Origin of the sequence: Streptomyces sp. NPDC008163 (genome assembly GCF_042956885.1) — a bacterium.
Taxonomy (GTDB): Bacteria; Actinomycetota; Actinomycetes; order Streptomycetales; family Streptomycetaceae; genus Streptomyces; species Streptomyces drozdowiczii_A.
Genome location: NZ_JBIBHG010000005.1, coordinates 355,219 through 375,164 on the forward strand (window position 1 = coordinate 355,219; position 19,946 = coordinate 375,164).

General features: G+C 73.1%; 17 protein-coding genes, 1 tRNA gene and 2 pseudogenes. 9 read left to right on the top strand and 11 right to left on the bottom strand.

From position 1 onward, the window contains the following. Positions 1 to 58: 58 nt before the first annotated feature. Positions 59 to 1,108, bottom strand: a complete 1,050-nt coding sequence (locus ACFZAT_RS14220; protein ID WP_391264071.1) for an LLM class F420-dependent oxidoreductase — start codon at positions 1,106 to 1,108, stop codon at positions 59 to 61. A 106-nt stretch (positions 1,109 to 1,214) separates the two neighbouring features. On the opposite strand from ACFZAT_RS14220, the gene ACFZAT_RS14225 reads away from it, so the two are divergent. Both ACFZAT_RS14225 and ACFZAT_RS14230 read left to right on the top strand, forming a co-directional pair. Continuing rightward, positions 1,215 to 2,198, top strand: a complete 984-nt coding sequence (locus ACFZAT_RS14225; RefSeq protein ID WP_391264073.1) for an aldo/keto reductase — start codon at positions 1,215 to 1,217, stop codon at positions 2,196 to 2,198. Between the two features lie 170 nt (positions 2,199 to 2,368). Further along, positions 2,369 to 4,777: a helix-hairpin-helix domain-containing protein gene (locus tag ACFZAT_RS14230; RefSeq protein WP_391264287.1), complete on the top strand. Its 2,409-nt coding sequence runs from the start codon at positions 2,369 to 2,371 to the stop codon at positions 4,775 to 4,777. A gap of 73 nt (positions 4,778 to 4,850) precedes the next feature. Here the strand turns inward: ACFZAT_RS14230 and ACFZAT_RS14235 are convergent, their stop codons facing one another. Further along, positions 4,851 to 5,510 (bottom strand): hypothetical protein, encoded by a 660-nt coding sequence (locus tag ACFZAT_RS14235; RefSeq protein WP_391264075.1) that lies wholly within the window; start codon positions 5,508 to 5,510, stop codon positions 4,851 to 4,853. 47 nt (positions 5,511 to 5,557) lie between these two features. Between ACFZAT_RS14235 and ACFZAT_RS14240 the strand changes: the two genes are divergently transcribed. Then, a complete protein-coding gene (locus ACFZAT_RS14240; RefSeq protein WP_018103708.1) occupies positions 5,558 to 5,746 on the top strand; it encodes a DUF5703 family protein in 189 nt (62 codons plus the stop codon). A gap of 100 nt (positions 5,747 to 5,846) precedes the next feature. Here ACFZAT_RS14240 and ACFZAT_RS14245 read toward each other — a convergent pair whose 3' ends face one another. From ACFZAT_RS14245 to ACFZAT_RS14255, 3 genes are all read right to left on the bottom strand, one after another. Continuing rightward, complete coding sequence (locus tag ACFZAT_RS14245; RefSeq protein WP_391264078.1) at positions 5,847 to 6,608, bottom strand: chaplin family protein; 762 nt, start codon at positions 6,606 to 6,608, stop codon at positions 5,847 to 5,849. 135 nt (positions 6,609 to 6,743) lie between these two features. Next, a complete protein-coding gene (gene chpH / locus ACFZAT_RS14250; protein ID WP_018103706.1) occupies positions 6,744 to 6,977 on the bottom strand; it encodes a chaplin ChpH in 234 nt (77 codons plus the stop codon). Positions 6,978 to 7,120: 143 nt separating this feature from the next. After that, entirely contained in the window at positions 7,121 to 8,455 is a 1,335-nt protein-coding gene (locus ACFZAT_RS14255) for a M20/M25/M40 family metallo-hydrolase (protein WP_391264080.1), read from the bottom strand. Between the two features lie 158 nt (positions 8,456 to 8,613). Between ACFZAT_RS14255 and ACFZAT_RS14260 the strand changes: the two genes are divergently transcribed. The 4 genes from ACFZAT_RS14260 (at position 8,614) to ACFZAT_RS14275 (ending at position 14,204) form a co-directional block, all read left to right on the top strand. Then, positions 8,614 to 8,701, top strand: a tRNA-Leu gene (locus ACFZAT_RS14260). Between the two features lie 184 nt (positions 8,702 to 8,885). Then, complete coding sequence (locus tag ACFZAT_RS14265; RefSeq protein WP_391264082.1) at positions 8,886 to 11,774, top strand: glycoside hydrolase family 2 TIM barrel-domain containing protein; 2,889 nt, start codon at positions 8,886 to 8,888, stop codon at positions 11,772 to 11,774. Between the two features lie 196 nt (positions 11,775 to 11,970). Next, complete coding sequence (locus ACFZAT_RS14270) at positions 11,971 to 13,035, top strand: hypothetical protein (protein ID WP_391264084.1); 1,065 nt, start codon at positions 11,971 to 11,973, stop codon at positions 13,033 to 13,035. Between the two features lie 14 nt (positions 13,036 to 13,049). Beyond that, positions 13,050 to 14,204 (top strand): hypothetical protein, encoded by a 1,155-nt coding sequence (locus ACFZAT_RS14275; RefSeq protein WP_391264086.1) that lies wholly within the window; start codon positions 13,050 to 13,052, stop codon positions 14,202 to 14,204. A 70-nt stretch (positions 14,205 to 14,274) separates the two neighbouring features. Here ACFZAT_RS14275 and ACFZAT_RS14280 read toward each other — a convergent pair. From ACFZAT_RS14280 to ACFZAT_RS14290, 3 genes and pseudogenes are all read right to left on the bottom strand, one after another. After that, a pseudogene (locus ACFZAT_RS14280) lies at positions 14,275 to 14,505 on the bottom strand (NUDIX hydrolase); the annotation flags it as partial. Positions 14,506 to 14,544: 39 nt separating this feature from the next. Beyond that, positions 14,545 to 15,492, bottom strand: coding sequence for a hypothetical protein (locus tag ACFZAT_RS14285; RefSeq protein ID WP_391264088.1), 948 nt, complete (start codon positions 15,490 to 15,492; stop codon positions 14,545 to 14,547). 140 nt (positions 15,493 to 15,632) lie between these two features. Beyond that, positions 15,633 to 15,743: pseudogene (locus ACFZAT_RS14290) on the bottom strand (flavoprotein); the annotation flags it as partial. 87 nt (positions 15,744 to 15,830) lie between these two features. Between ACFZAT_RS14290 and ACFZAT_RS14295 the strand changes: the two are divergent. After that, a complete protein-coding gene (locus ACFZAT_RS14295; protein WP_391264090.1) occupies positions 15,831 to 16,766 on the top strand; it encodes a pseudouridine synthase in 936 nt (311 codons plus the stop codon). A gap of 4 nt (positions 16,767 to 16,770) precedes the next feature. Here the strand turns inward: ACFZAT_RS14295 and ACFZAT_RS14300 are convergent, their stop codons facing one another. The 3 genes from ACFZAT_RS14300 to ACFZAT_RS14310 all read right to left on the bottom strand — a co-directional run bounded on the left by ACFZAT_RS14300 (position 16,771) and on the right by ACFZAT_RS14310 (position 19,292). Next, complete coding sequence (locus tag ACFZAT_RS14300) at positions 16,771 to 17,400, bottom strand: MBL fold metallo-hydrolase (RefSeq protein WP_391264092.1); 630 nt, start codon at positions 17,398 to 17,400, stop codon at positions 16,771 to 16,773. After that, positions 17,400 to 18,485, bottom strand: a complete 1,086-nt coding sequence (locus ACFZAT_RS14305) for an S-(hydroxymethyl)mycothiol dehydrogenase (RefSeq protein ID WP_391264094.1) — start codon at positions 18,483 to 18,485, stop codon at positions 17,400 to 17,402. The genes ACFZAT_RS14300 and ACFZAT_RS14305 overlap by 1 nt, the downstream gene beginning before the upstream one ends. Before the next feature lie 105 nt (positions 18,486 to 18,590). Continuing rightward, positions 18,591 to 19,292 (bottom strand): FCD domain-containing protein, encoded by a 702-nt coding sequence (locus ACFZAT_RS14310; RefSeq protein ID WP_391264097.1) that lies wholly within the window; start codon positions 19,290 to 19,292, stop codon positions 18,591 to 18,593. Between the two features lie 142 nt (positions 19,293 to 19,434). Between ACFZAT_RS14310 and ACFZAT_RS14315 the strand changes: the two genes are divergently transcribed. Continuing rightward, positions 19,435 to 19,944: a gluconokinase, GntK/IdnK-type gene (locus ACFZAT_RS14315; protein WP_391264099.1), complete on the top strand. Its 510-nt coding sequence runs from the start codon at positions 19,435 to 19,437 to the stop codon at positions 19,942 to 19,944. Positions 19,945 to 19,946 lie beyond the last annotated feature (2 nt).

Here is a 19,946-nt window from a genome sequence, read left to right on the forward strand (position 1 = left end):
ACGGCCGTGGCGGGGAGGACCCCCCGAGCCCCCACCACGGCCGCAGAGACTCCCCGGGTTACGCGAGCCCGGCCCGCTCCAGCGCGTCCGTACCGGCCCGGAGCGCGGCGATCCGCTCGTCCAGGGTGAAGCCGGCCGGCGCCAGGGTCAGGGTCGTGACCCCCACCTCCGCGTACGCCTGCATGCGCTCGGAGATGCGTTCCACGGACCCGAGCAGCGTGGTCTGGTCGATCAGCTGGTGCGGTACGGCGGCCGCCGCGCCGCTCTTGTCGCCGGAGAGGTACTTCTCCTGGATCTCGGCGGCCTCCTTCTCGTACCCCATGCGCTGGGCGAGCCGGTTGTAGAAGTTCTGCTTGGCGCTGCCCATGCCGCCGACGTACAGCGCGGTGTAGGGGCGGAACATGTCCGCGAGGCCGGGGATGTCGTCGCCGATGGCGAGCGGGACGGTCGGGCAGACGTCGAAGCCCTCCATCGTCCTGCCCGCCTTCTCGCGTCCGGCCCGCAGATGGCTGATCGCGGTCTCCTCCAGGTGCTCGGCCGAGGGGAAGATCAGCAGGGCGCCGTCGGCGATCTCGCCGGTCTGCTCCAGGTTCTTGGGGCCGATCGCGGCGATGTAGAGCGGGATGTGCTCGCGCTGCGGGTGCACGGTCAGCTTGAGCGGCTTGCCCGGGCCGTCCGGCAGCGGGAGCGTCCAGTGCTCGCCCTCGTACGAAAGGCGCTCGCGGGTCATCGCCTTGCGGACGATGTCCACGTACTCGCGGGTGCGGGCCAGCGGCTTGTCGAACTTGACGCCGTACCAGCCCTCGGAGACCTGCGGGCCCGACACGCCGAGGCCGAGCCGGAACCGGCCGCCCGACAGGGAGTCCAGCGTGGCCGCTGTCATGGCCGCCATCGCGGGCTGGCGCGCCGGGATCTGGAGGATGGCGGAGCCGACGTCGATGGACTCCGTCTGCGCGGCCACCCAGGCCAGCACGGTCGGCGCGTCGGAGCCGTACGCCTCGGCCGCCCAGCAGACGTCGTAGCCGAGCCGGTCGGCCTCCTGTGCGACGGCGAGATTGTCGCCGTCCATCCCCGCGCCCCAGTAGCCGAGATTGATGCCGAGCCGCATAGCCGAACCCCTTACCGATCAGTAACGTCCCTGAGTTCCGGACTCTAGCGCGCGGGAAGTTGATCCGGCAGGGGGCCGCCCCACGCCGGTTGTAATCTCAGCGCCCATGGAGCAGAGGCATCTGGGCCGCACCGGCCTACGTGTGTCCAGGATCGGGCTCGGCACCCTCACCTGGGGCCGGGACACCGACGAGCACGACGCTGCCGAGCAGCTGAAGGTGTTCTGGGAGGCGGGCGGCACGCTGGTCGACACGGCCGATGTGTACGGGGGCGGCGAGGCCGAGTATCTGCTCGGGCGGCTCGTGGACGGCCTGGTGCCGAGGCGCGATCTGGTCATCGCGACCAAGGCGGGCAGCGTCGCCGACCCGTACCGCAGGGTGGACGCCTCGCGCGGGCACCTGCTGGCGGCCCTCGACGCCTCGCTGAGCCGGCTCGGCACGGATTACGTGGACCTGTGGCAGCTCCACGCGTTCGACCCGGAGACCCCGCTGGAGGAGACGCTCCAGGCGCTGGACCTCGCGGTGTCCTCCGGGCGCGCCCGCTATGCCGGGGTGTCCGGCTTCTGCGGCTGGCAGCTCGCGAAGGCGGCGACCTGGCAGCTCGCCGCGCCCGGGACGCGGACGCGGCTCGCCGCGACGCAGATGGAGTACTCGCTGCTCCAGCGCGGCGTGGAACGCGAGGTGGTGCCCGCCGCGCTCGACCTCGGTGTCGGGCTGCTGCCCTCGTCGCCGCTGGGCCGGGGCGTGCTGACCGGCAAGTACCGCACGGGGACCCCGTCCGACTCGCGCGGCGCGTCCGAACTGCTCGCCCCCTTCGTCGAGCCGTACCTGGACGACGCGGCGAGCCGCATCGTGGACGCGGTGTCGACCGCCGCCGACGGGCTGGCCACCACGCCCGTCCAGGTCGCCCTGGCCTGGGTCCGGGACCGGCCCGGGGTCGCGGCCCCGATCGTCGGCGCGCGCAACGCGCAGCAGCTGACGGAGGCGTTGTCAGTGGAGACGCTTAGTCTTCCTGACGAGATCTGCCAGGCGCTGGACGATGTGTCGGCGCCCGTGCACCGCTATCCCGACCAGGACTGGAGCACGCTGTGACCGCGCTACCCCGGGGAGAATCCCCCGGCCCCCCGGCCACCGACGAAACCACCACCACCCCGGCCCCGCTCGACGCCCCGGCCGCCGACGCGGCGAGCGAGGCGGGGGCCGGGCCGGCGGCCGACGCGGGCACGGGCACGGGGGTCGACGCTGTGGCCGACGCGGGCGCGGTGGCGGGCGAGGCGCCGGACGGGGGCGATGCGCACGGCGGCCCCGGCGCGGCGGCCGACGCGGGCGTCTCGGACCGTACGGCCGACGAGGAAGCCGAGCCGTCGGCCGACGGGGGCGCGGCGGCCGACGCGGGCGGCCGGAGCGCCCGAGCGGGCACGGGCGCCTCGGACGATACGGCCGGTGACGGCCCGGCGGCCGACGCCGTGACCGACGCGGGCGGAGCGCCGGGCGGCGGCGATGCGGGCGACGGCCCAGGCGCTCGGGCCGATGCGGCCGCGCCGGACGGCGAGGCGACCGACGTGGGCGGTCGGGGCGATGAAGCGGATACGGGCCCCTCGGACGGCGGCGGGGGTGCGGCGGGGGCGGTCCCCGGGGCGGAGGACGGTGCCGAAGGCGCGGCCGCGCTTTCCGAGGCCGAGGCCGAGATCGCGGCTCAGCGGGAGTTGCGGGAGCGGATCGAGAAGCGGAAGGCCGAGAAGGGCGGGCCCATCGAGGCCGGGGGGAAGCTGAGCGGGACCGCGGCCGATCTGCTGGCGGCCGTCCGGGCCGTGGAGGGAGGACAGAAGCCCGCCACGGCGTTCTACGACTCGCCCTCACCGGCGCCCGCCCGCCGGACGGCGGCCCCCGCCCCGGCCCCGGTACGGGAGCCCGCCCCCGCGCCCCGGGCCGCCTCGCCCGAGAGCGTCGCCGCCGTGGCGGCCGTGCTGTCCGCAGGCGGGGCCCCCGCCGCCCTGGGCCGGCCCGCCGCCGCGCTGCTCGGGGACCGGGCCGCCGAGATCCTGCGCGAGGACCCCTGGCAACTGCTGGCCCTGCCCGGCGTCGGGCCCGAGCAGGCGGACGGCTTCGCCCGGGCGCTGCTCGGCGCGGCCTGCGGGCCCGACGACGAGCGCCGCGCCGCCGCCCTGACCGGCTGGGTCCTGGAGCAGGCCGCGCTCCGGGGCCACACCGCGCTGGACGCGGACCGGGTGCGCGAAGCGCTGGCCGGCCGGAGCGTGAGCGACCCCGCGGCGGCCGTGCAGCACGCCGTCGCCGAGGGCGTCGTGCTGGTCTTCCAGGACGGCCCGGAGGAGCAGGGGGAGCAGGAGCAGGGCGACGAGGAGGCGGCCGAGGCTGCCCCGGCCGGCCCCGTGCTCCTCGGACTCGACCGGTACGCCCTGGCGGAGGAGAGCCTCGCCGACGGGCTGGCCCGGCTGGTCAGCGGCGGCGACAAGGAGGCGGACTGGTCGGAGGCGGCCGCCGCCGCGCCCTCCCCGTCGGCCGCCGAGCTGATCCGCGCGGCCGCCGCCCACGGCCTCGTCGCGCACACGGGCGGCGAGGCGGCCCGCGCCGAGCCGGCCGCCCTGATCGCCGCCGCCCGGGGGCTCGGCCTGCGCGCCCTGGGCGCCGCGCACGGCGTGGACGGCCGCCGACGGCTCGCCGAGGACATCGGCACCCCCGAGGCCGCCGTCACGCTCGCCGGGCTGCTGTCGGGCACCGAGGGACCGGGGCGGGACGAGGAGGGGGCGCTCGCGCTCGATCTGCTCGTCGTGCTGGACGCGCCGCAGCTGGACGTGGAGACCGGCGCGATGCTGGTGGAGTCCCTGGCCGACGGCGTCCGCCTGGTCCTCAGCGGCGACCCGGGCGTGCTCGGCTCGGCGGGCGCCGGGCAGGTGTTCGCCGATGTGCTGGCCGCCCGCGCCTGCCCCCGCGTCGTCTCCCGCACCCCGGACGCCGGACCGATCGGCGAGCTGGTCTCCGGCATCGGCATCGGCGAGCTGAACCAGGTGGCGGCGCCCGGCAAGGAGGTCGTCATCGTCCCGGTCCGGGACGCGGGCGAGGCGGTGCACCGCACGGTGCAGCTCGTCGCCGACTCGGTGCCGCGCGCCATCGGGGTGCCGTCCGGCGACACCCAGGTCATCACGGTGGGCCACGGCGGCGCCGCGGGCACCCGGGCGCTGAACGAGGCCCTGAAGCAGCGGCTCAACCCGGGCCCCGGCCGCTTCGGCGGGTTCGACCCGGGCGACCGGGTCGCCCATGTCCCGGCGCCGGGGCGGACGGTGCCCGGCACGGTCGTGTCGGCGGACGCGGAGGGGCTGCACCTGGACTGTGCGGGGACCGCCGTCGTCGTACCGCAGGAGCGGGTGGCCGACGCGGTGCGCCACGCATGGGCGCTCAGCGCCCATCAGGCGGCCGGGATGCGGTGGCCGGCGGTCGTCGTGGTGCTGCCGGGCGACGCGGCGCGCGGGCTGAGCCGGCCGTGGGTCTACACCGCGTTCGGCCGGGCCGAGCGCCATCTGTCCGTGGTGCACGGCGTCGACCAGGCCCTGCCGCGCGCGGTGGCCGAGGTTCCCGCCCAGGACCGCACCACCCGCCTGCGGGCCCTGCTGGAGGCTTCCCAGGAGTCCCAGGAGTCCCCCGCCGAGCAGTAGGAGGGCCGGGAGGCCGGAGGGCCCCCACGTACGCCTGGCGCGTCCGTGGGGGCCCTCCGGGGGGCCGCGGCGGTCAGCCGGCGGGGTGCCCCGGTCCTTCCACGTCGTCATCCACGTCGTCGTCGTCGAAGACCGCGCTGACGTCGAAGCGGCAGACCACCAGCTCGGGGTCGGCGTCGTCGAACGGGGCCGCCAGCCACTCCCCCGGCTCCGGCAGCTCGTCCGCCGCCGCGACCCAGAGCGTGGAGTCGCCCTCCTCCAGGCCGAACTCCGTGTGCCGGGAGGCGATCTCGTCCGCCTCGTACTCCCCGAAGAGCACCCCGAGCGCGGCGTGCACGCTGGTGCCGACGACCGCCGCCCCGGCGTCGTCCCGCTCGTCGGGGTCGGCGTCGGCGAGGCGCTGGGCCTGGGCCAGCAGCCGCTGGGGTTCCACCACCGCGTAGTCGCGGCGGATCAGCACGCTGAGCGCGTGCGGCTCGTCGGGTCCGTTGTAGGGCGGGAGGGCGTCCTGCTCTCCCGGGATCTCGAAGGGGGTGACCTCGTCGTGGCGGTCGTAGAGGAGTTCGTCGTAGACCTCGGCGGCGGCGGCCAGTGCGTTGAACGCGTCGTAGACAGCGGGATCATCGTCCCCCGACCGGCGTTCGACCGCCGCGAGGTGGTGGTCGATCGCGGCTTTGACCGCATCGGCGGCGGCGCGTACCTCGGCAGCGGTGGGCTGCGCAGCATCAGACATGGGGCAGACGCTATCCGTACCGGGCCCTTGCCCGCACAATGGATTCGATGCCGGAATACGAATTTGTCGATGTGTACGTGCCACGCGGGGTGTCCCGGAAGGACACGGCCCGCCTGTTGACCGACCATGCCGAGTACGGGCACTGGGAGCTGGACCGTCTGACGCTGCGCCGGGACGGCAGCCGCCGCGTGCGGCTGCGCCGCCGGATCATCCGTCAGCTACGGGCCACGTGGTGAGCCGGAAGGACCGGCCACAGGACGTCCGAGCACGCGAAACGGGCCCCGCGATCGCGGGGCCCGTTTCCTTCTCAGCGTGCTCGCCGGTGCGGCGCTGCCGTCAGGCGGCGGCCTTCGCGCGGCGGTAGAGCACCGTGCCCGCGCCGGCCAGCAGCATGCCGGCACTGGCCGGAATGAGCAGGTCGAGCCCGCCCGCTCCGGTGTGGGCGAGCTGCGGCGCCTCCGGCACGGTCTGCGGCTCCGGCGTGTTCGGAGTGGGCTTCCCGGGCGTCGGCGGAGTGACGTGGCGGACCGGAGGAGGCTCCGGAACGTCGACCGGCGGCGTGCTCTCGTTCTCGCACTCGTTGCCGAACGCGGGGTTCAGCAGGCCGACGACGTCGATGCTGTTGCCGCAGACGTTCACGGGAATGTCGATGGGCGCCTGGATCTGGTTGCCCGAGAGCAGACCGGGTGATCCGTGCGTGTAGCCCTCCGCGGTGGCCCCGCCCCCGTTGTCACCGGAGGCCCGGTGCTTGCCGGTCCCCCCCTTCGCCCCCTGGCCGCGCTCGACGGCCCGGTTCCCGGCGTGGTTGCCGGACGTGCCCGACGCGGAGTCGTGCTTGCCGGCGGACGCGCCGCCCGAGCCGTTCCGGCAGCTGTTGCCGAAGGACGGGTTGAGCAGCCCGACGACGTCCACGGAGTTTCCGCAGACGTTCACCGGCACGCTGACCGGAATCTGCACCGAATTCCCTGAAACCACCCCCGGGGAATTCGAAGCGCCGCCGACCGCTCCCGCGTCGGCGTGCGCGTAGCCGCCGCCGAGGGCGAGAACGCCACCCGCGGCCGCCATGGTGATCAGGCCGTTTCGCGTGACCTGTCGCATAGGTGTTTCCTGCCTTCTACCTTCCGGAGTACCCCCGGACTACCGTGCGGAGGCAAAGGACCCGACGGCCCCGGAGCGCGTGGAGTGCGGTCCGGGGCCGAACGGGCTCAAACCCTTACGGGTTGACGCGCAACGTCAGTCGTTGACGCAGACGTTGCCGAAGGCCGGGTTCAGCAGCCCGATCACGTTGATCGTGTTGCCACACACGTTCACGGGAACGTGGACGGGAACCTGGATGACGTTGCCCGAGATGACGCCGGGGCTGCCGATGGCGGCACCCTGGGCACCCGAGTCGGCAACGGCCATGCCGGCGCCGGCGAGCACGAGGCCACTGGTGACAGCCGCGGCGGCGGCGATCTTCTTGATCATGATTCCTCCTAGTTGGCAAGCGCGGTCCCAGCCGCGGACCGCACCACCTGTAACGAGGAGGAAGTAACGGGGCTACGAGGCGAACGCCCCATTCACTCGTTCCGGTTAGAGGCGTACATCCTGGCGATTTACGCCCTCCCGGGTCAGCTGTGGTCGATGAAGCGGTCCAGGACCCGGGCGCCGAACTTCAGCCCCTCGACCGGAACGCGCTCGTCCACGCCGTGGAACATGCCCGCGAAGTCGAGCTCCGGCGGGAGCTTCAGCGGGGCGAAGCCGAAGCAGCGGATGCCCAGGTCGTCGAAGGACTTGGCGTCCGTGCCGCCGGAGAGCATGTACGGGACGGCGCGGGCGATCGGGTCCTCGGCCTTCAGGGCCGTCTGCATGGCGTCCACGAGGGCGCCGTCGAAGTCGGTCTCCAGCGCCTTGTCGCCGTGCACGTCCTCGCGCCGCACGCGCGGGCCGAGGATGCGGTCGAGGTCGGCCAGGAACTCCTCCTCGTAACCCGGCAGGAAGCGTCCGTCGACATGGGCGGTGGCCTGTCCGGGGATCACGTTGACCTTGTAGCCGGCGCCGAGCATGGTCGGGGCGGCGGAGTTGCGGAGGGTGGCGCCGACCATCTTGGCGATGCCGCCCAGCTTGGCGAGGGTGGCCTCCATGTCCTCCGGGTCCAGCGGGGTGCCGAGCGCGTCCGACAGTTCGTCCAGGAAGGACCGCACGGTCTTGGTCACCCGCACCGGCCAGGTGTGCCGGCCGAGCCGGCCGACCGCCTCGCACAGCTCGGTGATCGCGTTGTCGTCGTTGGTCATGGAGCCGTGGCCCGCCGTGCCGTCCACGGTCAGGCGCATCCAGTGCATGCCCTTCTGGGCGGTCTCCACGAGGTAAAGCCGCAGGTTCTCGTTGACGGTGAAGGAGAAGCCGCCGACCTCGCCGATCGCCTCGTTGACGCCCTCGAACAGATCGGGGTGCTTGTCCACGAGGTAGCGGGCCCCGTACGTGCCGCCCGCCTCCTCGTCCGCGAGGAAGGCGAGCACGATGTCGCGCGGGGGCTTGCGGCCGCTGCGCATGCGCTCGCGGACCACCGCCAGCGTCATCGCGTCCATGTCCTTCATGTCGACCGCGCCCCGGCCCCAGACGCAGCCGTCCGCGATCTCCCCGGAGAACGGGTGGTGCGTCCAGTCGTGCGCGTTGGCCGGGACGACGTCGGTGTGGCCGTGGATCAGCAGGGCCGGGCGTGACGGGTCCTCGCCCTCGATCCGCGCCACGGTGGAGGCGCGGCCCTTGTGGGACTCGAAGATCTTCGGTTCGAGCCCGACCTCGGCCAGCTTCTCGGCCACGTACTCGGCGGCCGCCCGTTCGCCGGGCCCGGAGTGGTCGCCGTAATTGCTGGTGTCGATCCGGATCAGGTCGCGACAGAGGTCCACCACCTCGTTCTCGGCGGTCTCGCCCAAGCCGCTCCGGGCCGCATTGCTCTCGCTCACGCTGGTTCCTTCCCTGTCGCCGTGGTGCTCCCTCCCATCCTCCATCGCCGGGCCCGCGCACCCAAGGTGCCCACGGGACCGGGCGTGATCGAGCACCCTCCAATGTTTGCTATGGTTTTCCACGTCGGAACGGGCCAGGCCCGCGAGACAGACACCTTGTCCGGGTGGCGGAATGGCAGACGCGCTAGCTTGAGGTGCTAGTGCCCTTTATCGGGCGTGGGGGTTCAAGTCCCCCCTCGGACACCAGCCACAGGCCCACGATTCCTCAGGAATCGTGGGCCTGTGTCGTTGTGCGGCCGTCCCCTGTGCGGCCACCCGGAGTGGGGCGGTGCCGACGCGGACGAACCCGGTCGTCTCCCCGGCCGCCCATGGTGAACCGGTTCTTCGCTCACTAGCGTGATCGCGGAGGGTCCACCGACCGAGGAGACGCATGCGCCGCACCGACACCGACCCGCTCACCTGGTACGAGAGTCCGTCCCCCGGCACCGGCTGTCTGCCGCCGCGTTCCTGGTACGCGGAGTCCGACGCGCGGCGGCTGTCGCTGAACGGCCGCTGGGCGTTCCGCCTGTCGCCGCGCGCGGACGGCGAGGACGCCTCGTTCGTACAGCCGGATTTCGACGCCTCGGGCTGGGCGACGGTCGCCGTGCCGGGGCACTGGGTGCTTCAGGGGGCGGGCGGGGCACCCGCGTACACGAATGTCGTTTATCCGTTCCCGGTCGATCCGCCGAGGGTGCCGTCGGAGAATCCGACCGGCGACCATCTGCGGGTCTTCGAGCTGCCCGGCGACTGGCCGGGCGGCGGCGGGAGCGTGCTGCGGTTCGACGGGGTGGAGTCGGCCGCCCGGGTGTGGCTGAACGGGGTGGAGCTGGGCGACTTCAAGGGCTCGCGGCTGCCGCACGAGTTCGCCGCGGGCGAGTTGCTGCGGCCCGGGGCCAACGTCCTCGCGGTACGGGTGCACGCCTGGTCGTCCGGGAGCTATCTGGAGGACCAGGACCAGTGGTGGCTGCCCGGGATCTTCCGGGACGTGACGCTGCTGCACCGCCCGGCGGGGGCGCCCGGCGACTTCTTCGTGCACGCCGGTTACGACCACCGCACCGGCTCGGGGACCCTGCGCGTGGAGTGCGAGGGGACGGTGGGCCGGGTGCTGGTGCCGGGGCTCGGCCTGGACATCGCGGCGGGCGAGGCCGTGACGCTGCCGGTCGAGCCGTGGACCGCCGAGACGCCCCGGCTGTACGCCGGGGAGCTGGTGACGCCCGGCGAGCGCGTCCCGCTGCGCATCGGCTTCCGTACGGTCGCCGTGGAGGACGGCGTCCTCAGGGTCAATGGCCGGCGGCTGCTGTTCCGGGGCGTGAACCGGCACGAGTTCCACCCGGAGACGGGCCGGACGGTCGACGCCGAGACCATGCGGCGCGATCTGGTCCTGATGAAGCGGCACAACGTCAACGCCGTCCGCACCAGCCACTATCCGCCGCACGCTGCCTTCCTGGACCTCTGCGACGAGCTGGGCCTGTGGGTGATCGACGAATGCGACCTGGAGACCCACGGCTTCGCGGAGGCGGGCTGGCGGGACAATCCGGTGGACGACCCGCGCTGGACGCCCGCGCTGCTCGACCGGGCGGCCCGGATGGTCGAGCGGGACAAGAACCACCCCTCGGTGATCGTCTGGTCGCTGGGCAACGAGTGCGGCACGGGCGCCGGTCTGGGCGCGATGGCCCGGTGGATGCGCGAGCGCGACCCGGACCGCCCGCTGCACTACGAGGGCGACCTGTCGTGCGCGGACGTCGACCTGTACTCGCGGATGTACGCCTCGCACGCCGAGGTGGAGCTCATCGGACGGCGCGCCGAGGAGCCGCTGGAGGACCCGGAGCTGGACGCGCGGCGGCGCGCGATGCCCTTCGTGCTCTGCGAGTACGCGCACGCCATGGGCAACGGACCGGGCGGGCTGAGCGAGTACCAGAGGCTGTTCGAGCGGTACGAGCGCTGCCAGGGCGGTTTCGTCTGGGAGTGGATCGACCACGGCCTGGCCCACCCGGAACTGGGCTTCGCCTACGGGGGCGACTTCGGCGAGGAGCTGCACGACGGGAACTTCGTGTGCGACGGGCTGCTCTTCCCGGACCGCACCCCGTCCCCCGGCCTCGCCGAGTACAAGAAGGTCGTCGAGCCGGTGCGCATCGCCCCGGGCAGCGCGCCCGGCGTGTTCACCGTCACCAACGGCTACGACTTCACGGGCCTGGACCACCTGGAGTTCCGCTGGTCGCACGAGGCGGACGGCGTGCTCGTCGCCTCGGGCACCCTCGCCGTGCCCCCGCTCGCCCCGGGTGCCTCGGCGGAGGTGGCGGCGGACGCCCCGCCCGGCGACGGGCTGTGGACGCTGCGGGCGGTCCTCGCCGGGGCGACGGCCTGGGCCGGGCGCGGCCACCTGGTCGCCTGGGGCCAGAGCGAGGCGGGCACCCCGGCCGCCCCGCGCCCGGCCGCCGGGGCGCGCCCGCGCGTCTCCGGCTCCACGGTCGCGCTCGGCCCGGGCACCTTCGACGCGGCGACCGGGGCGCTCCTGCGCGTCGGGGACATCGCGGTGGAGGGGCTCCGCCTCGACGTGTGGCGGGCGCCCACCGACAACGACAACGGGGCCGCGTGGCAGCCGGACGAGCGGTACGGGCGGCGCTGGCGGGAGTGGGGGCTGCACCGGATGCGCCACCGCCTGGACGCGGTGGAGGCGGGTGCGGACGCGCTGACCGTGCGCACCCGGGTGGCGCCGGCCGCCCGGGACGTGGGGCTGCGGACCGTGTACCGGTGGACGGCCGACGGGGACCGGCTGGGGCTCACGGTGTCGGTGGAGCCGGAGGGCGACTGGCGGGTGCCGCTGCCCCGGCTCGGCGTGCGGTTCGCGCTGCCCTCCGCGTACGACGCGGTGCGGTGGTTCGGCGGCGGTCCGGGCGAGGCGTACCCGGACACCCGGGCGGCCGCGATGCTCGGGCAGTGGGCCAGGGGCGTGGACGCGTTGCAGACCCCGTACGTCCGGCCGCAGGAGAACGGGGCGCGGGCCGGGGTGCGGTGGGTGGAGCTGACCGACGCGGGCGGGGGCGGGCTGCGCGCGGAGGGCGGGGCGCCGTTCTCGTTCACGGCCCGGCGCTGGACGGACGAGGAGCTGGACGCGGCGGAGCACCTGACGGATCTGGTCGCCGGAAACCGGGTCCGGGTGGGCCTGGACCACGCGGTGCAGGGCATCGGCTCGGGGTCGTGCGGGCCGGGCGTGCTGCCCGCGTACCGGCTTGACGCGGCACCGGCGGAGTTCGCGTTCGTGTTCTCGGCGCTGGGCTGAGGCGTCCGGGCCGGGCCCGGTGCCGTACGGAATCGGCGGCCGGGTCCTTACGGAATCCGCGGCCGGGTCCGTTCCGCACCGGGTCCGGCTCGCATCTGTACCGGGTCGGGGCCGCAACCCCCTTCCGCAGGGCGGCCGGTGACGTCGTAGCATCGGCACTTTGCGCGATCTTTACTGCTTCACAAGGGGGAATGTGATGGGCATCGGGAGGCGACGGGCCTCGGTCGTCGCCGGGGTGGTGGCCGGGGCGGTGCTGGCGACGGGCACCGTCCTGTGGGCGACGGACAGCGGGCCGTTCCGGGACAGTTACTGCTGGGGCGCTTGGGAGCAGAACAGCGGCCCGTCCTTCCTCGGCGACGAGGCGATGGAGAAGTCCGGCTCGGAGCGCGGCTCCACCGAGTCCGCGGCGCCCTCGGCGGCCCGCCCGCACGGCACCTGCACGGTGTCCGTCACCTCCTCGGTCGACGACGACGACTCCGACGAGCCGCTGACCTTCGAGGAGTCGGTGACCCTGGAGTACGGGCCGGTGCCCGCCGGGGCGAAGGAGCGGCGGGCCTGGCTCGCGCACTTCTTCCACGGCTCCGCATCCCCGCTGCCGGACGGGCTCGACGGCCTCGTCGGAGGGGACCGGGGCATGCTGGTGCTGCCCTCGTCCTGCGACGGGGACGGCGGGCCGTCCGTGGTGACGATCCGCAGCGAGAGCACGGGCGACGGCCACCTCGGCAAGATCCCCATGCCGTTCACGATCGCCACGCGCGCCGATGTGCTCCGGATGCTGCTCGCCGCCGCCAACACCGGGATGGAGAAGGCGGGGTGCGCGCCGAAGCAGCCGCTGCGCAGCGGCTCACCGATGGTGACGGTGGCCGAGGACGAGGAGTCCGCAGCGTCACCGCTGTGCCGGATACCGGGCATGACCTTCGATTACGGCGAGGGCTCGCGCTTCCGCCAGCAGGTGGGCGCGGTCACCGACCGGCTCCAGACGTGCTCGGTGGTGTGGAAGCAGCTGCGGATGCCCGAGGAGCCGTCCGCGCAGTACGTGATGGCGAACGGAATCCGCCTGGCGGCCCTGTTCAAGGGCTTGCCGGAGGGCCCGGAGCAGGGGCTGGTGCGCCGCAGTTGCGACGGGCGGCGGACCGTGTTCTACGGGCATGTGGAGGCGGGGCTCCAGGACCGGGGACGCCCCTCCGACCAGCAGGTGTTCAACCGCTTCGTCGAGTCGGTCGGCAAGCGCATCGGGTGCGGAAGCGGTGAGGACGCGTGAGCGAGGAGAACGGCGTGGCGGGCGCTGAGACCCCGGAGGCCCCAGAAATCGCGGAGGCCCCCCGGCCCCCGCTCGTCCGCCGCCTGCTGCGCAGCCGCACCGTGCGCGCCGCGACCGCCGCCGCCTTGGTGGGGGCTCTGCTGGGCGCGGGCGCGGTCGCCTGGCGCACGGACACGCTTCCGCTGCTCGGGCCCTCCCCGTGCTGGAACTCGCTGGGTTCCGGCTCGATGGACGCGCTGTTCGGGGACCGCCGGACGGAGGTGGAGGAGCAGTCGCTGCTCAACGACCCGATGGGCGACGACGGTTCGTACGGCCAGTGCCGCGTCACCAGCTACGAGGGCGACCGGGCGCGCCGCCGGGTGACGGTGAACGTGCACCGGCTGGACGGGCTGCGCGGCACCGACTCGCGGGGCTGGCCGAGCGAGTTCCTGTCCTCGGGCATGGTTCCGCTCGGCGAGGGCCTGCCCGGCATGGCCTCGTCCTCGCGCGCCTGGATCGCACTGCCGCAGGCGTGCACCGGCCGCGACGACTTCACCGGGCCCACCGTGGTGGACATCGGCATGGGCCGCGCGGACTTCGAGGTGTCATCGGAGTACACCCTGCGGGACCGGGCGGCCCTGACCGGGGCGCTGATCGACGCGGTCAACGGCGTCATCGACGACTTCGGCTGCTCCGGCGCGTACCGGGAGCCGCGCGATCTGCCCGCACCGGTCGAGTGGGACGACACCCGTGCCTCCGCGTTCTGCGGCATCAAAGGCCTCGCCCTCCCGGCGGCGTACCGGAAGGACCTGCGGCAGACCCGCGTCAGCGGCGAGGGCGGCCAGGCCCGGATCTGCGAGGCGGGATACGACTCCGACGAGACATCCGTACGGCTGACGACGGTGACCGACCCGGTGCTGGCCGAGATCTACTCGGCGGACGCGCTGCACTCGGGCGCGCCCGTCAAGGGGACCCGGGGCTACGGAAAGGTGGGCGGGAACCGTGCGGTGTTCCGGGCGGTCTGCCAGACGGGCCAGGTGATGTTCGTACTGGAACAACTACGCCCGGCGGGCCCCGGCGACCGCTTCACGTTCACCCGCGACCTGCTCCCGACGTACGTGGCAGCGGAGGCCGAACGCATCGGCTGCGCCCCACAGAAGCTGACGTTCCCCGCGTCCTCGGCGTCCTGAGCGCCAGGCGACCGGCACGTAGCGGCGCCATCAGGGGCCGACCTCTGATGGCGCTGACGCACTCGAAGGATCAGAGCGATGCCTCGGCTCCGAGGCTTCCGGCCCCGATGGCTCCTCGTAGGACGTGGACGATGTCCTCGGGCTTGAGGTCGATGGCGTCGAGGCCCGCCGGGGTCAGCGGGATCTCCTCCAGCGCGTACTCACCGCGGCCTTCGGCGCTGAACTCGGGACCGGTGCGGTCGTCGAAGGACCAGGTCGCGATGCGGGCGAGGTAGAAGAGCTGACGCTCGTCCTCGGACTCCTCCGGAAGGTTCCCCCGAACCTGCTGCCGCGAGAGCCGTCACTGGACCGTCGGTGGGCGCAGTGCCACGGTCCATTTCGGGACGGGCGCGGTGCAGTTGAAACAGAAGGGGCGGGGCGTGCTGTCGGCGGCGGTTGCGACGGCGGGAACCCAGGCGCGTTTCAGGCAGTGCATGCAGTGGCCGATGACTGACTGCGGATCGGGCCCGCCCTTCGTACAGGCCTCGGACATCAGCACCATGTCCGCCACGTGCTCCGGACGGAAGCTGCCGATGGGGAAGTCGCAGAAGTAGCAGCGGTCCCCGATGACCAGGGCGAGTTCACCGCACTCGTGGCAGGCGAGCGTGCGGCGCGTCACGTCCTTGAGTACGCCGCGCAGCCGCTTCCTGCGCTCGGTGCGGTAGGTGCTGATGTCGCGCACCCTCACAGAGATGTTCATGACCAGGCTCAACGGAACCTGGCTGTTCAGCCCTGCTTCGTACCGGTCGCCGGAGAGCAGTTCCTCCTTCAGGAAGCGCAGGAGGAAATCCAGGGCCTGGCCGGTCCGGGACTCCACGGCGCGGGCGCTGTGGGTAAGGCCATAGTGCTGGAGAGCGTTGCGGTCCTGTCCCAGGCGCTTGAGGACATTCTGCTCGTCCTCGGTGAGGGTGACCTGGGCGGTGTCTCGGAGCCGGGTGACGGCGTCGGCCATCGTGCAACTGGTGAAGGTACCGGAGGCGAACGCCCTGCGGGTGGCCTTGCGTGGGTCGTCGAAGACGAGACTCCAGTGCTCGTCCTGCAACCGGGCCTTGAGGAGCACTTCGGCCGCGGCGTTGAGGTGGATGACCGCGTACTTCAGTTCGCGCGGCCCTACCGGATCGGCGAGCAGGAGGTCCACGACGCTGGTCAGATAGTCGATGCCGTTCAGGATCGGCGGGAAGTCGAGCTGCACTCGCGACAAGTCGGATGCTTCATCTAAGTTGCGAACACTCTGATTCGGGATCGACATGCGCAGAGGGTAACCGTAATCATCCTGTGCGTTCCTGCGCATTTCGAATGCCAGGATGCCTGAGCACGTGGGCACGGTGTTGCTTCTTGTCAACCTCATCGACGATGGGGTCGTCGACAAGCCATGAGAAGGCCGATCACCGAGCGGATCGGGTAGCCGGTCCGGGCCTCGATCGCTTCCGTGTCCAGGAAGCCGAGCCCTTGGGGTGTGGCTACGACCCCGACGCCCCAGCCCTTGCCCTGTGCGGCGGTGTCGCGGGAGGCCGGGCCCCGCCTCCGTGAAAGGATGCCCGGCACCATGAGAACCATCTGCTTTCCCGTGCCTGGCCAGGGGCCCCGGTGAGGGGCCGGGCGAAGCCGCCGGCGTCGCCGCTGTCCCAGCGTGACGGTGTCGACCCCGTCCGGGTCCGGCTTCCCGCCGATCCGGAGGGGCGGTGGGCGACCGTCGGGGATCATCTCCTCGACCGGTTCGCCGGGGCGATCGGGGCGGGCCGGGTCCAGGCGTTGCTCGCGGGCGGGCGGTTCGTCTCCGTGGAGGGGCCGGTCCTGGGCGACGAGCCGTACAGGGCGGGGCTCCATCTCTGGTTCCACCGGGACTTCGCGCCGGAGGAGCCCGTGCCGTTCCCGGTGGGGGTGGTGTACCGCGACGCGCATCTGGTCGTCGCGGACAAGCCGCACTTCCTGGCGACGATGCCCCGGGGCCGGCACATCACGGAGACGGCGGTGGCCCGGCTCCGCCGTGACCTGGATCTGCCGCTGCTCCAGCCCGCGCACCGGCTGGACCGGCTGACGGCGGGGCTGGTGCTGTTCGTGGTGCGGCCCGGGGAGCGCGGGGCGTACCAGACGCTGTTCCGGGACCGGCTGGTGCGCAAGGAGTACGAGGCGGTGGCGCCGTACGATCCCGGGCTCGACCTGCCGCGCACGGTGCGCAGCCGCATCGTGAAGGAGCGCGGGGTGCTCGCGGCGCGCGAGGAGCCAGGCGAGCCGAACAGCGAGAGCCGGATCGAGCTGCTGGCGCACCGGGGCGGGCTCGGCCGTTACCGGCTGCTGCCCGCCACCGGGCGTACGCACCAGCTGCGGGTGCACATGAACAGCCTGGGCCTGCCGCTGGTCAACGATCCGGTGTACCCGGTGACCGAGCCGGACGGCGAGCCGGGCGACTTCTCGCGCCCGTTGCAGCTCCTCGCCCGGGTGCTGGAGTTCACCGACCCGGTCACGGGAGAGCCGCGCCGCTTCCGGAGCGGGCTGCGGCTCTCCTCGTGGCCGGATCAGTAGAGCCTCAGTGGCCCCTCGCGATCCACTCGTCCAGGTGCGGGGCCTCCGCGCCGATGGTGGTGGAGTCGCCGTGGCCGGTGCGCACCTCGGTCGCCGGGTCCAGGGTGAGCAGCCGGTCCCGGATGGAGTCCACGATCACCGGGAACGACGAGAAGGACCGGCCGGTGGCGCCGGGGCCGCCCCGGAAGAGCGTGTCCCCGGTGAAGACCGTGGCCAGCTCGGGGGCGTACAGGCAGACCGCGCCGGGGGCGTGGCCGGGGGTGTGCAGGACGGTCAGCGTGGTCCCGGCGACCGTGATCTCCCGGCCGTCGGCCAGCTCGCCGTCGGGGGCCCGGTCCGGGTGGGTCTGCTTCCACAGCGGCAGGTCGTCCGGGTGGAGCAGGATCGGCGCGCCGGTGGCGTCGGCGAGGGCCGGGGCAGCGTCGATGTGGTCGTTGTGCGCGTGGGTGCAGATGATGGCGCGCAGCGTGCGGCCGCCGAGGGCGTCCTCGATGGCGGCGGCGTCGTGGGCGGCGTCGATGACGACGGCCTCGGAGTCGTCGCCGACGATCCAGACGTTGTTGTCGACGTCCCACTCGCCGCCGTCGAGGGCGAAGGTGCCGGAGGTGACGAGGTGGTCGATGCGGGCGGCCATCAGAACACCACCACCGAGCGCAGGACGTCGCCGTCGTGCATCCGGCCGAACGCCTGCTCGATGTCGCCGAGACCGATGGTCTCGGTGACGAACGCGGCGAGGTCGAGCCGGCCCTGCTGGTGCAGGTCGACCAGCATCGGGAAGTCGCGGGACGGCAGGCAGTCCCCGTACCAGGAGGACTTGAGCGAGCCGCCGCGGCCGAAGACGTCGAGCAGCGGGAGTTCGAGCTGCATCTCGGGGGTGGGGACGCCGACGAGGACGACGGTGCCGGCGAGGTCGCGGGCGTAGAACGCCTGCTTGTACGTCTCCGGGCGTCCGACGGCCTCGATGACGACGTCGGCGCCGTTGCCGCCGGTCAGCTCGCGGATGGCCTCGACGGGGTCGGTGGAGCGGGAGTTGACGGTGTGCGTGGCGCCCATCGACTTCGCCGTCTCCAGCTTGCGGTCGTCGATGTCCACGGCGATGATCCGGGCCGCGCCGGCCAGCCGGGCGCCCGCGATCGCGGCGTCGCCGACGCCGCCGCAGCCGATGACGGCGACCGAGTCGCCGCGGCCGACCTGGCCGGTGTTGATGGCGGCGCCGATGCCCGCCATGACACCGCAGCCGAGGAGTCCGGCGACCTCGGGGGCGACCTCCGGGTCGACCTTGGTGCACTGGCCGGAGGCGACGAGGGTCTTCTCGGCGAAGGCGCCGATGCCCAGGGCCGGGGACAGCTCGGTGCCGTCGAGGAGGGTCATCTTCTGCTTCGCGTTGTGGGTGTCGAAGCAGTACCAGGGGCGTCCGCGCAGACAGGCGCGGCACTGGCCGCACACCGCACGCCAGTTGAGGATCACGAAGTCGCCGGGCGCGACGTCGGTGACGCCCTCGCCGACGGACTCGACGACGCCCGCGGCCTCGTGGCCGAGGAGGAAGGGGAACTCGTCGTTGATCCCGCCCTGCTTGTAGTGCAGGTCGGTGTGGCAGACCCCGCACGCCTGGATTTTGACCACGGCCTCACCGGGTCCGGGGTCCGGAATGACGATCGTCTCGACGCGGACCGGCTCGTTCTTGCCCGGTGCGATGACCCCTTGTACGTGCTGCGGCATTCCCGTGGACTCCCTTATCCCGACTCTTCGGTGAGACCGGTGCTCCCGGTTCGTGGCCGGGATCGATCACGGGCAACGGTACGCCGCGCGGGGCGGCGGGCGGCCTCAGGGCGCGAGGACGTCCAGCTCGTGCAGAGCGCCGACCGCGATCTCCTTCGTCAGGCGCTCGGCCTCGGCCGCGTCCCCGGCGCGTACGGCCTCGGCGAGGCGGACGTGCAGGGTGACGGCCGCCGGGTCGGGGTCCTCGAACATCACCTGGTGGTGGGTGCGGCCCGCCAGGACCTCGGCGACCACGTCGCCCAGGCGCGCGAACATCTCGTTGCCGGAGGCGTTGAGGACGATGCGGTGGAAGGCGATGTCGTGTTCGAGGTAGCCCTCCAGCTGCTGGCCGCGCGAGGTGGCGACCATGCCGAGGGCGCGCTCGGTCAGCTCGGCGCACTGCTCCGGGGTGGCGTGGCGGGCGGCGAGCGAGGCGGCGACCGGCTCGATCGCGGAGCGCAGCACGGTGAGGGAGCGCAGCTGGCGGGGACGGTCGGCGCCGGCCAGCCGCCACCGGATGACCTGGGGGTCGTACACGTTCCACGCCTCGGCCGGCCGTACGGTCACGCCGACGCGGCGCCGGGACTCGACCAGGTGCATGGACTCCAGGACCCGGATCACCTCGCGGACCACCGTGCGCGAGACGTCGAAGCGCTGGGCCAGCTCGTCCGTGCGCAGCACCTGGCCCGGCGGGTGCTCCCCGGCGGCGATCTCCAGGCCCAGGGCGTCCAGGACATGCGTGTGGAGCCCCTGGGCAGGTGTGGTCATGGCCCCAGGGTACGGGGCGGCCTCCAGAGTCATTAAGTACGACGTTTACGTCACACCCTCTTGAATAAGTCGTACGTATAGGTTTCAGTGGCGCGACGGACCGATGTCGAGGAAGACATCGCAGAGACAGCGAGGCACCGCTATGAGCACCCCCCACGTCGTCGTGGTGATGGGCGTGGCAGGGACCGGCAAGACCACGATCGGCCCCCTGCTCGCCGACGCACTGGGCGTCCCGTACGCCGAGGGCGACGACTTCCATCCCCCCGCGAACATCGCCAAGATGTCGGCCGGCACCCCGCTGGACGACGCGGACCGGTGGCCCTGGCTCGACGCGATCGGGCAGTGGGCGCACAGCCGGGCGGGGCTCGGCGGGGTCGTCAGCAGCTCCGCGCTCAAGCGCGCCTACCGGGACCGGCTGCGCGCCGAGGCCCCGGGCGCGGTCTTCCTCCACCTGACCGGTGACCGGTCCCTGATCGAGGAGCGGATGGCCGGCCGCAAGGGCCACTTCATGCCGACCGCGCTCCTCGACTCCCAGTTCGCCACCCTCCAGCCCCTGGAGGACGACGAGGCCGGCGTCGCCGTGGACGTCTCCGGCACCCCCGAAGAAATCACCCAGCGAGCCGTCGCCGCGTTGCGCCGGCTCGACAGCTAAGG

Coding starts and splice junctions, on each gene's coding strand:
- ACFZAT_RS14220 (WP_391264071.1), bottom strand. CDS start 1,108: ATGCGGCTCGGCATCAATCTCGGCTACTGGGGCGCGGGGATGGACGGC.
- ACFZAT_RS14225 (WP_391264073.1), top strand. CDS start 1,215: ATGGAGCAGAGGCATCTGGGCCGCACCGGCCTACGTGTGTCCAGGATC.
- ACFZAT_RS14235 (WP_391264075.1), bottom strand. CDS start 5,510: ATGTCTGATGCTGCGCAGCCCACCGCTGCCGAGGTACGCGCCGCCGCC.
- ACFZAT_RS14240 (WP_018103708.1), top strand. CDS start 5,558: ATGCCGGAATACGAATTTGTCGATGTGTACGTGCCACGCGGGGTGTCC.
- ACFZAT_RS14245 (WP_391264078.1), bottom strand. CDS start 6,608: ATGCGACAGGTCACGCGAAACGGCCTGATCACCATGGCGGCCGCGGGT.
- chpH (WP_018103706.1), bottom strand. CDS start 6,977: ATGATCAAGAAGATCGCCGCCGCCGCGGCTGTCACCAGTGGCCTCGTG.
- ACFZAT_RS14265 (WP_391264082.1), top strand. CDS start 8,886: ATGCGCCGCACCGACACCGACCCGCTCACCTGGTACGAGAGTCCGTCC.
- ACFZAT_RS14270 (WP_391264084.1), top strand. CDS start 11,971: ATGGGCATCGGGAGGCGACGGGCCTCGGTCGTCGCCGGGGTGGTGGCC.
- ACFZAT_RS14285 (WP_391264088.1), bottom strand. CDS start 15,492: ATGTCGATCCCGAATCAGAGTGTTCGCAACTTAGATGAAGCATCCGAC.
- ACFZAT_RS14300 (WP_391264092.1), bottom strand. CDS start 17,400: ATGGCCGCCCGCATCGACCACCTCGTCACCTCCGGCACCTTCGCCCTC.
- ACFZAT_RS14305 (WP_391264094.1), bottom strand. CDS start 18,485: ATGCCGCAGCACGTACAAGGGGTCATCGCACCGGGCAAGAACGAGCCG.
- ACFZAT_RS14310 (WP_391264097.1), bottom strand. CDS start 19,292: ATGACCACACCTGCCCAGGGGCTCCACACGCATGTCCTGGACGCCCTG.
- ACFZAT_RS14315 (WP_391264099.1), top strand. CDS start 19,435: ATGAGCACCCCCCACGTCGTCGTGGTGATGGGCGTGGCAGGGACCGGC.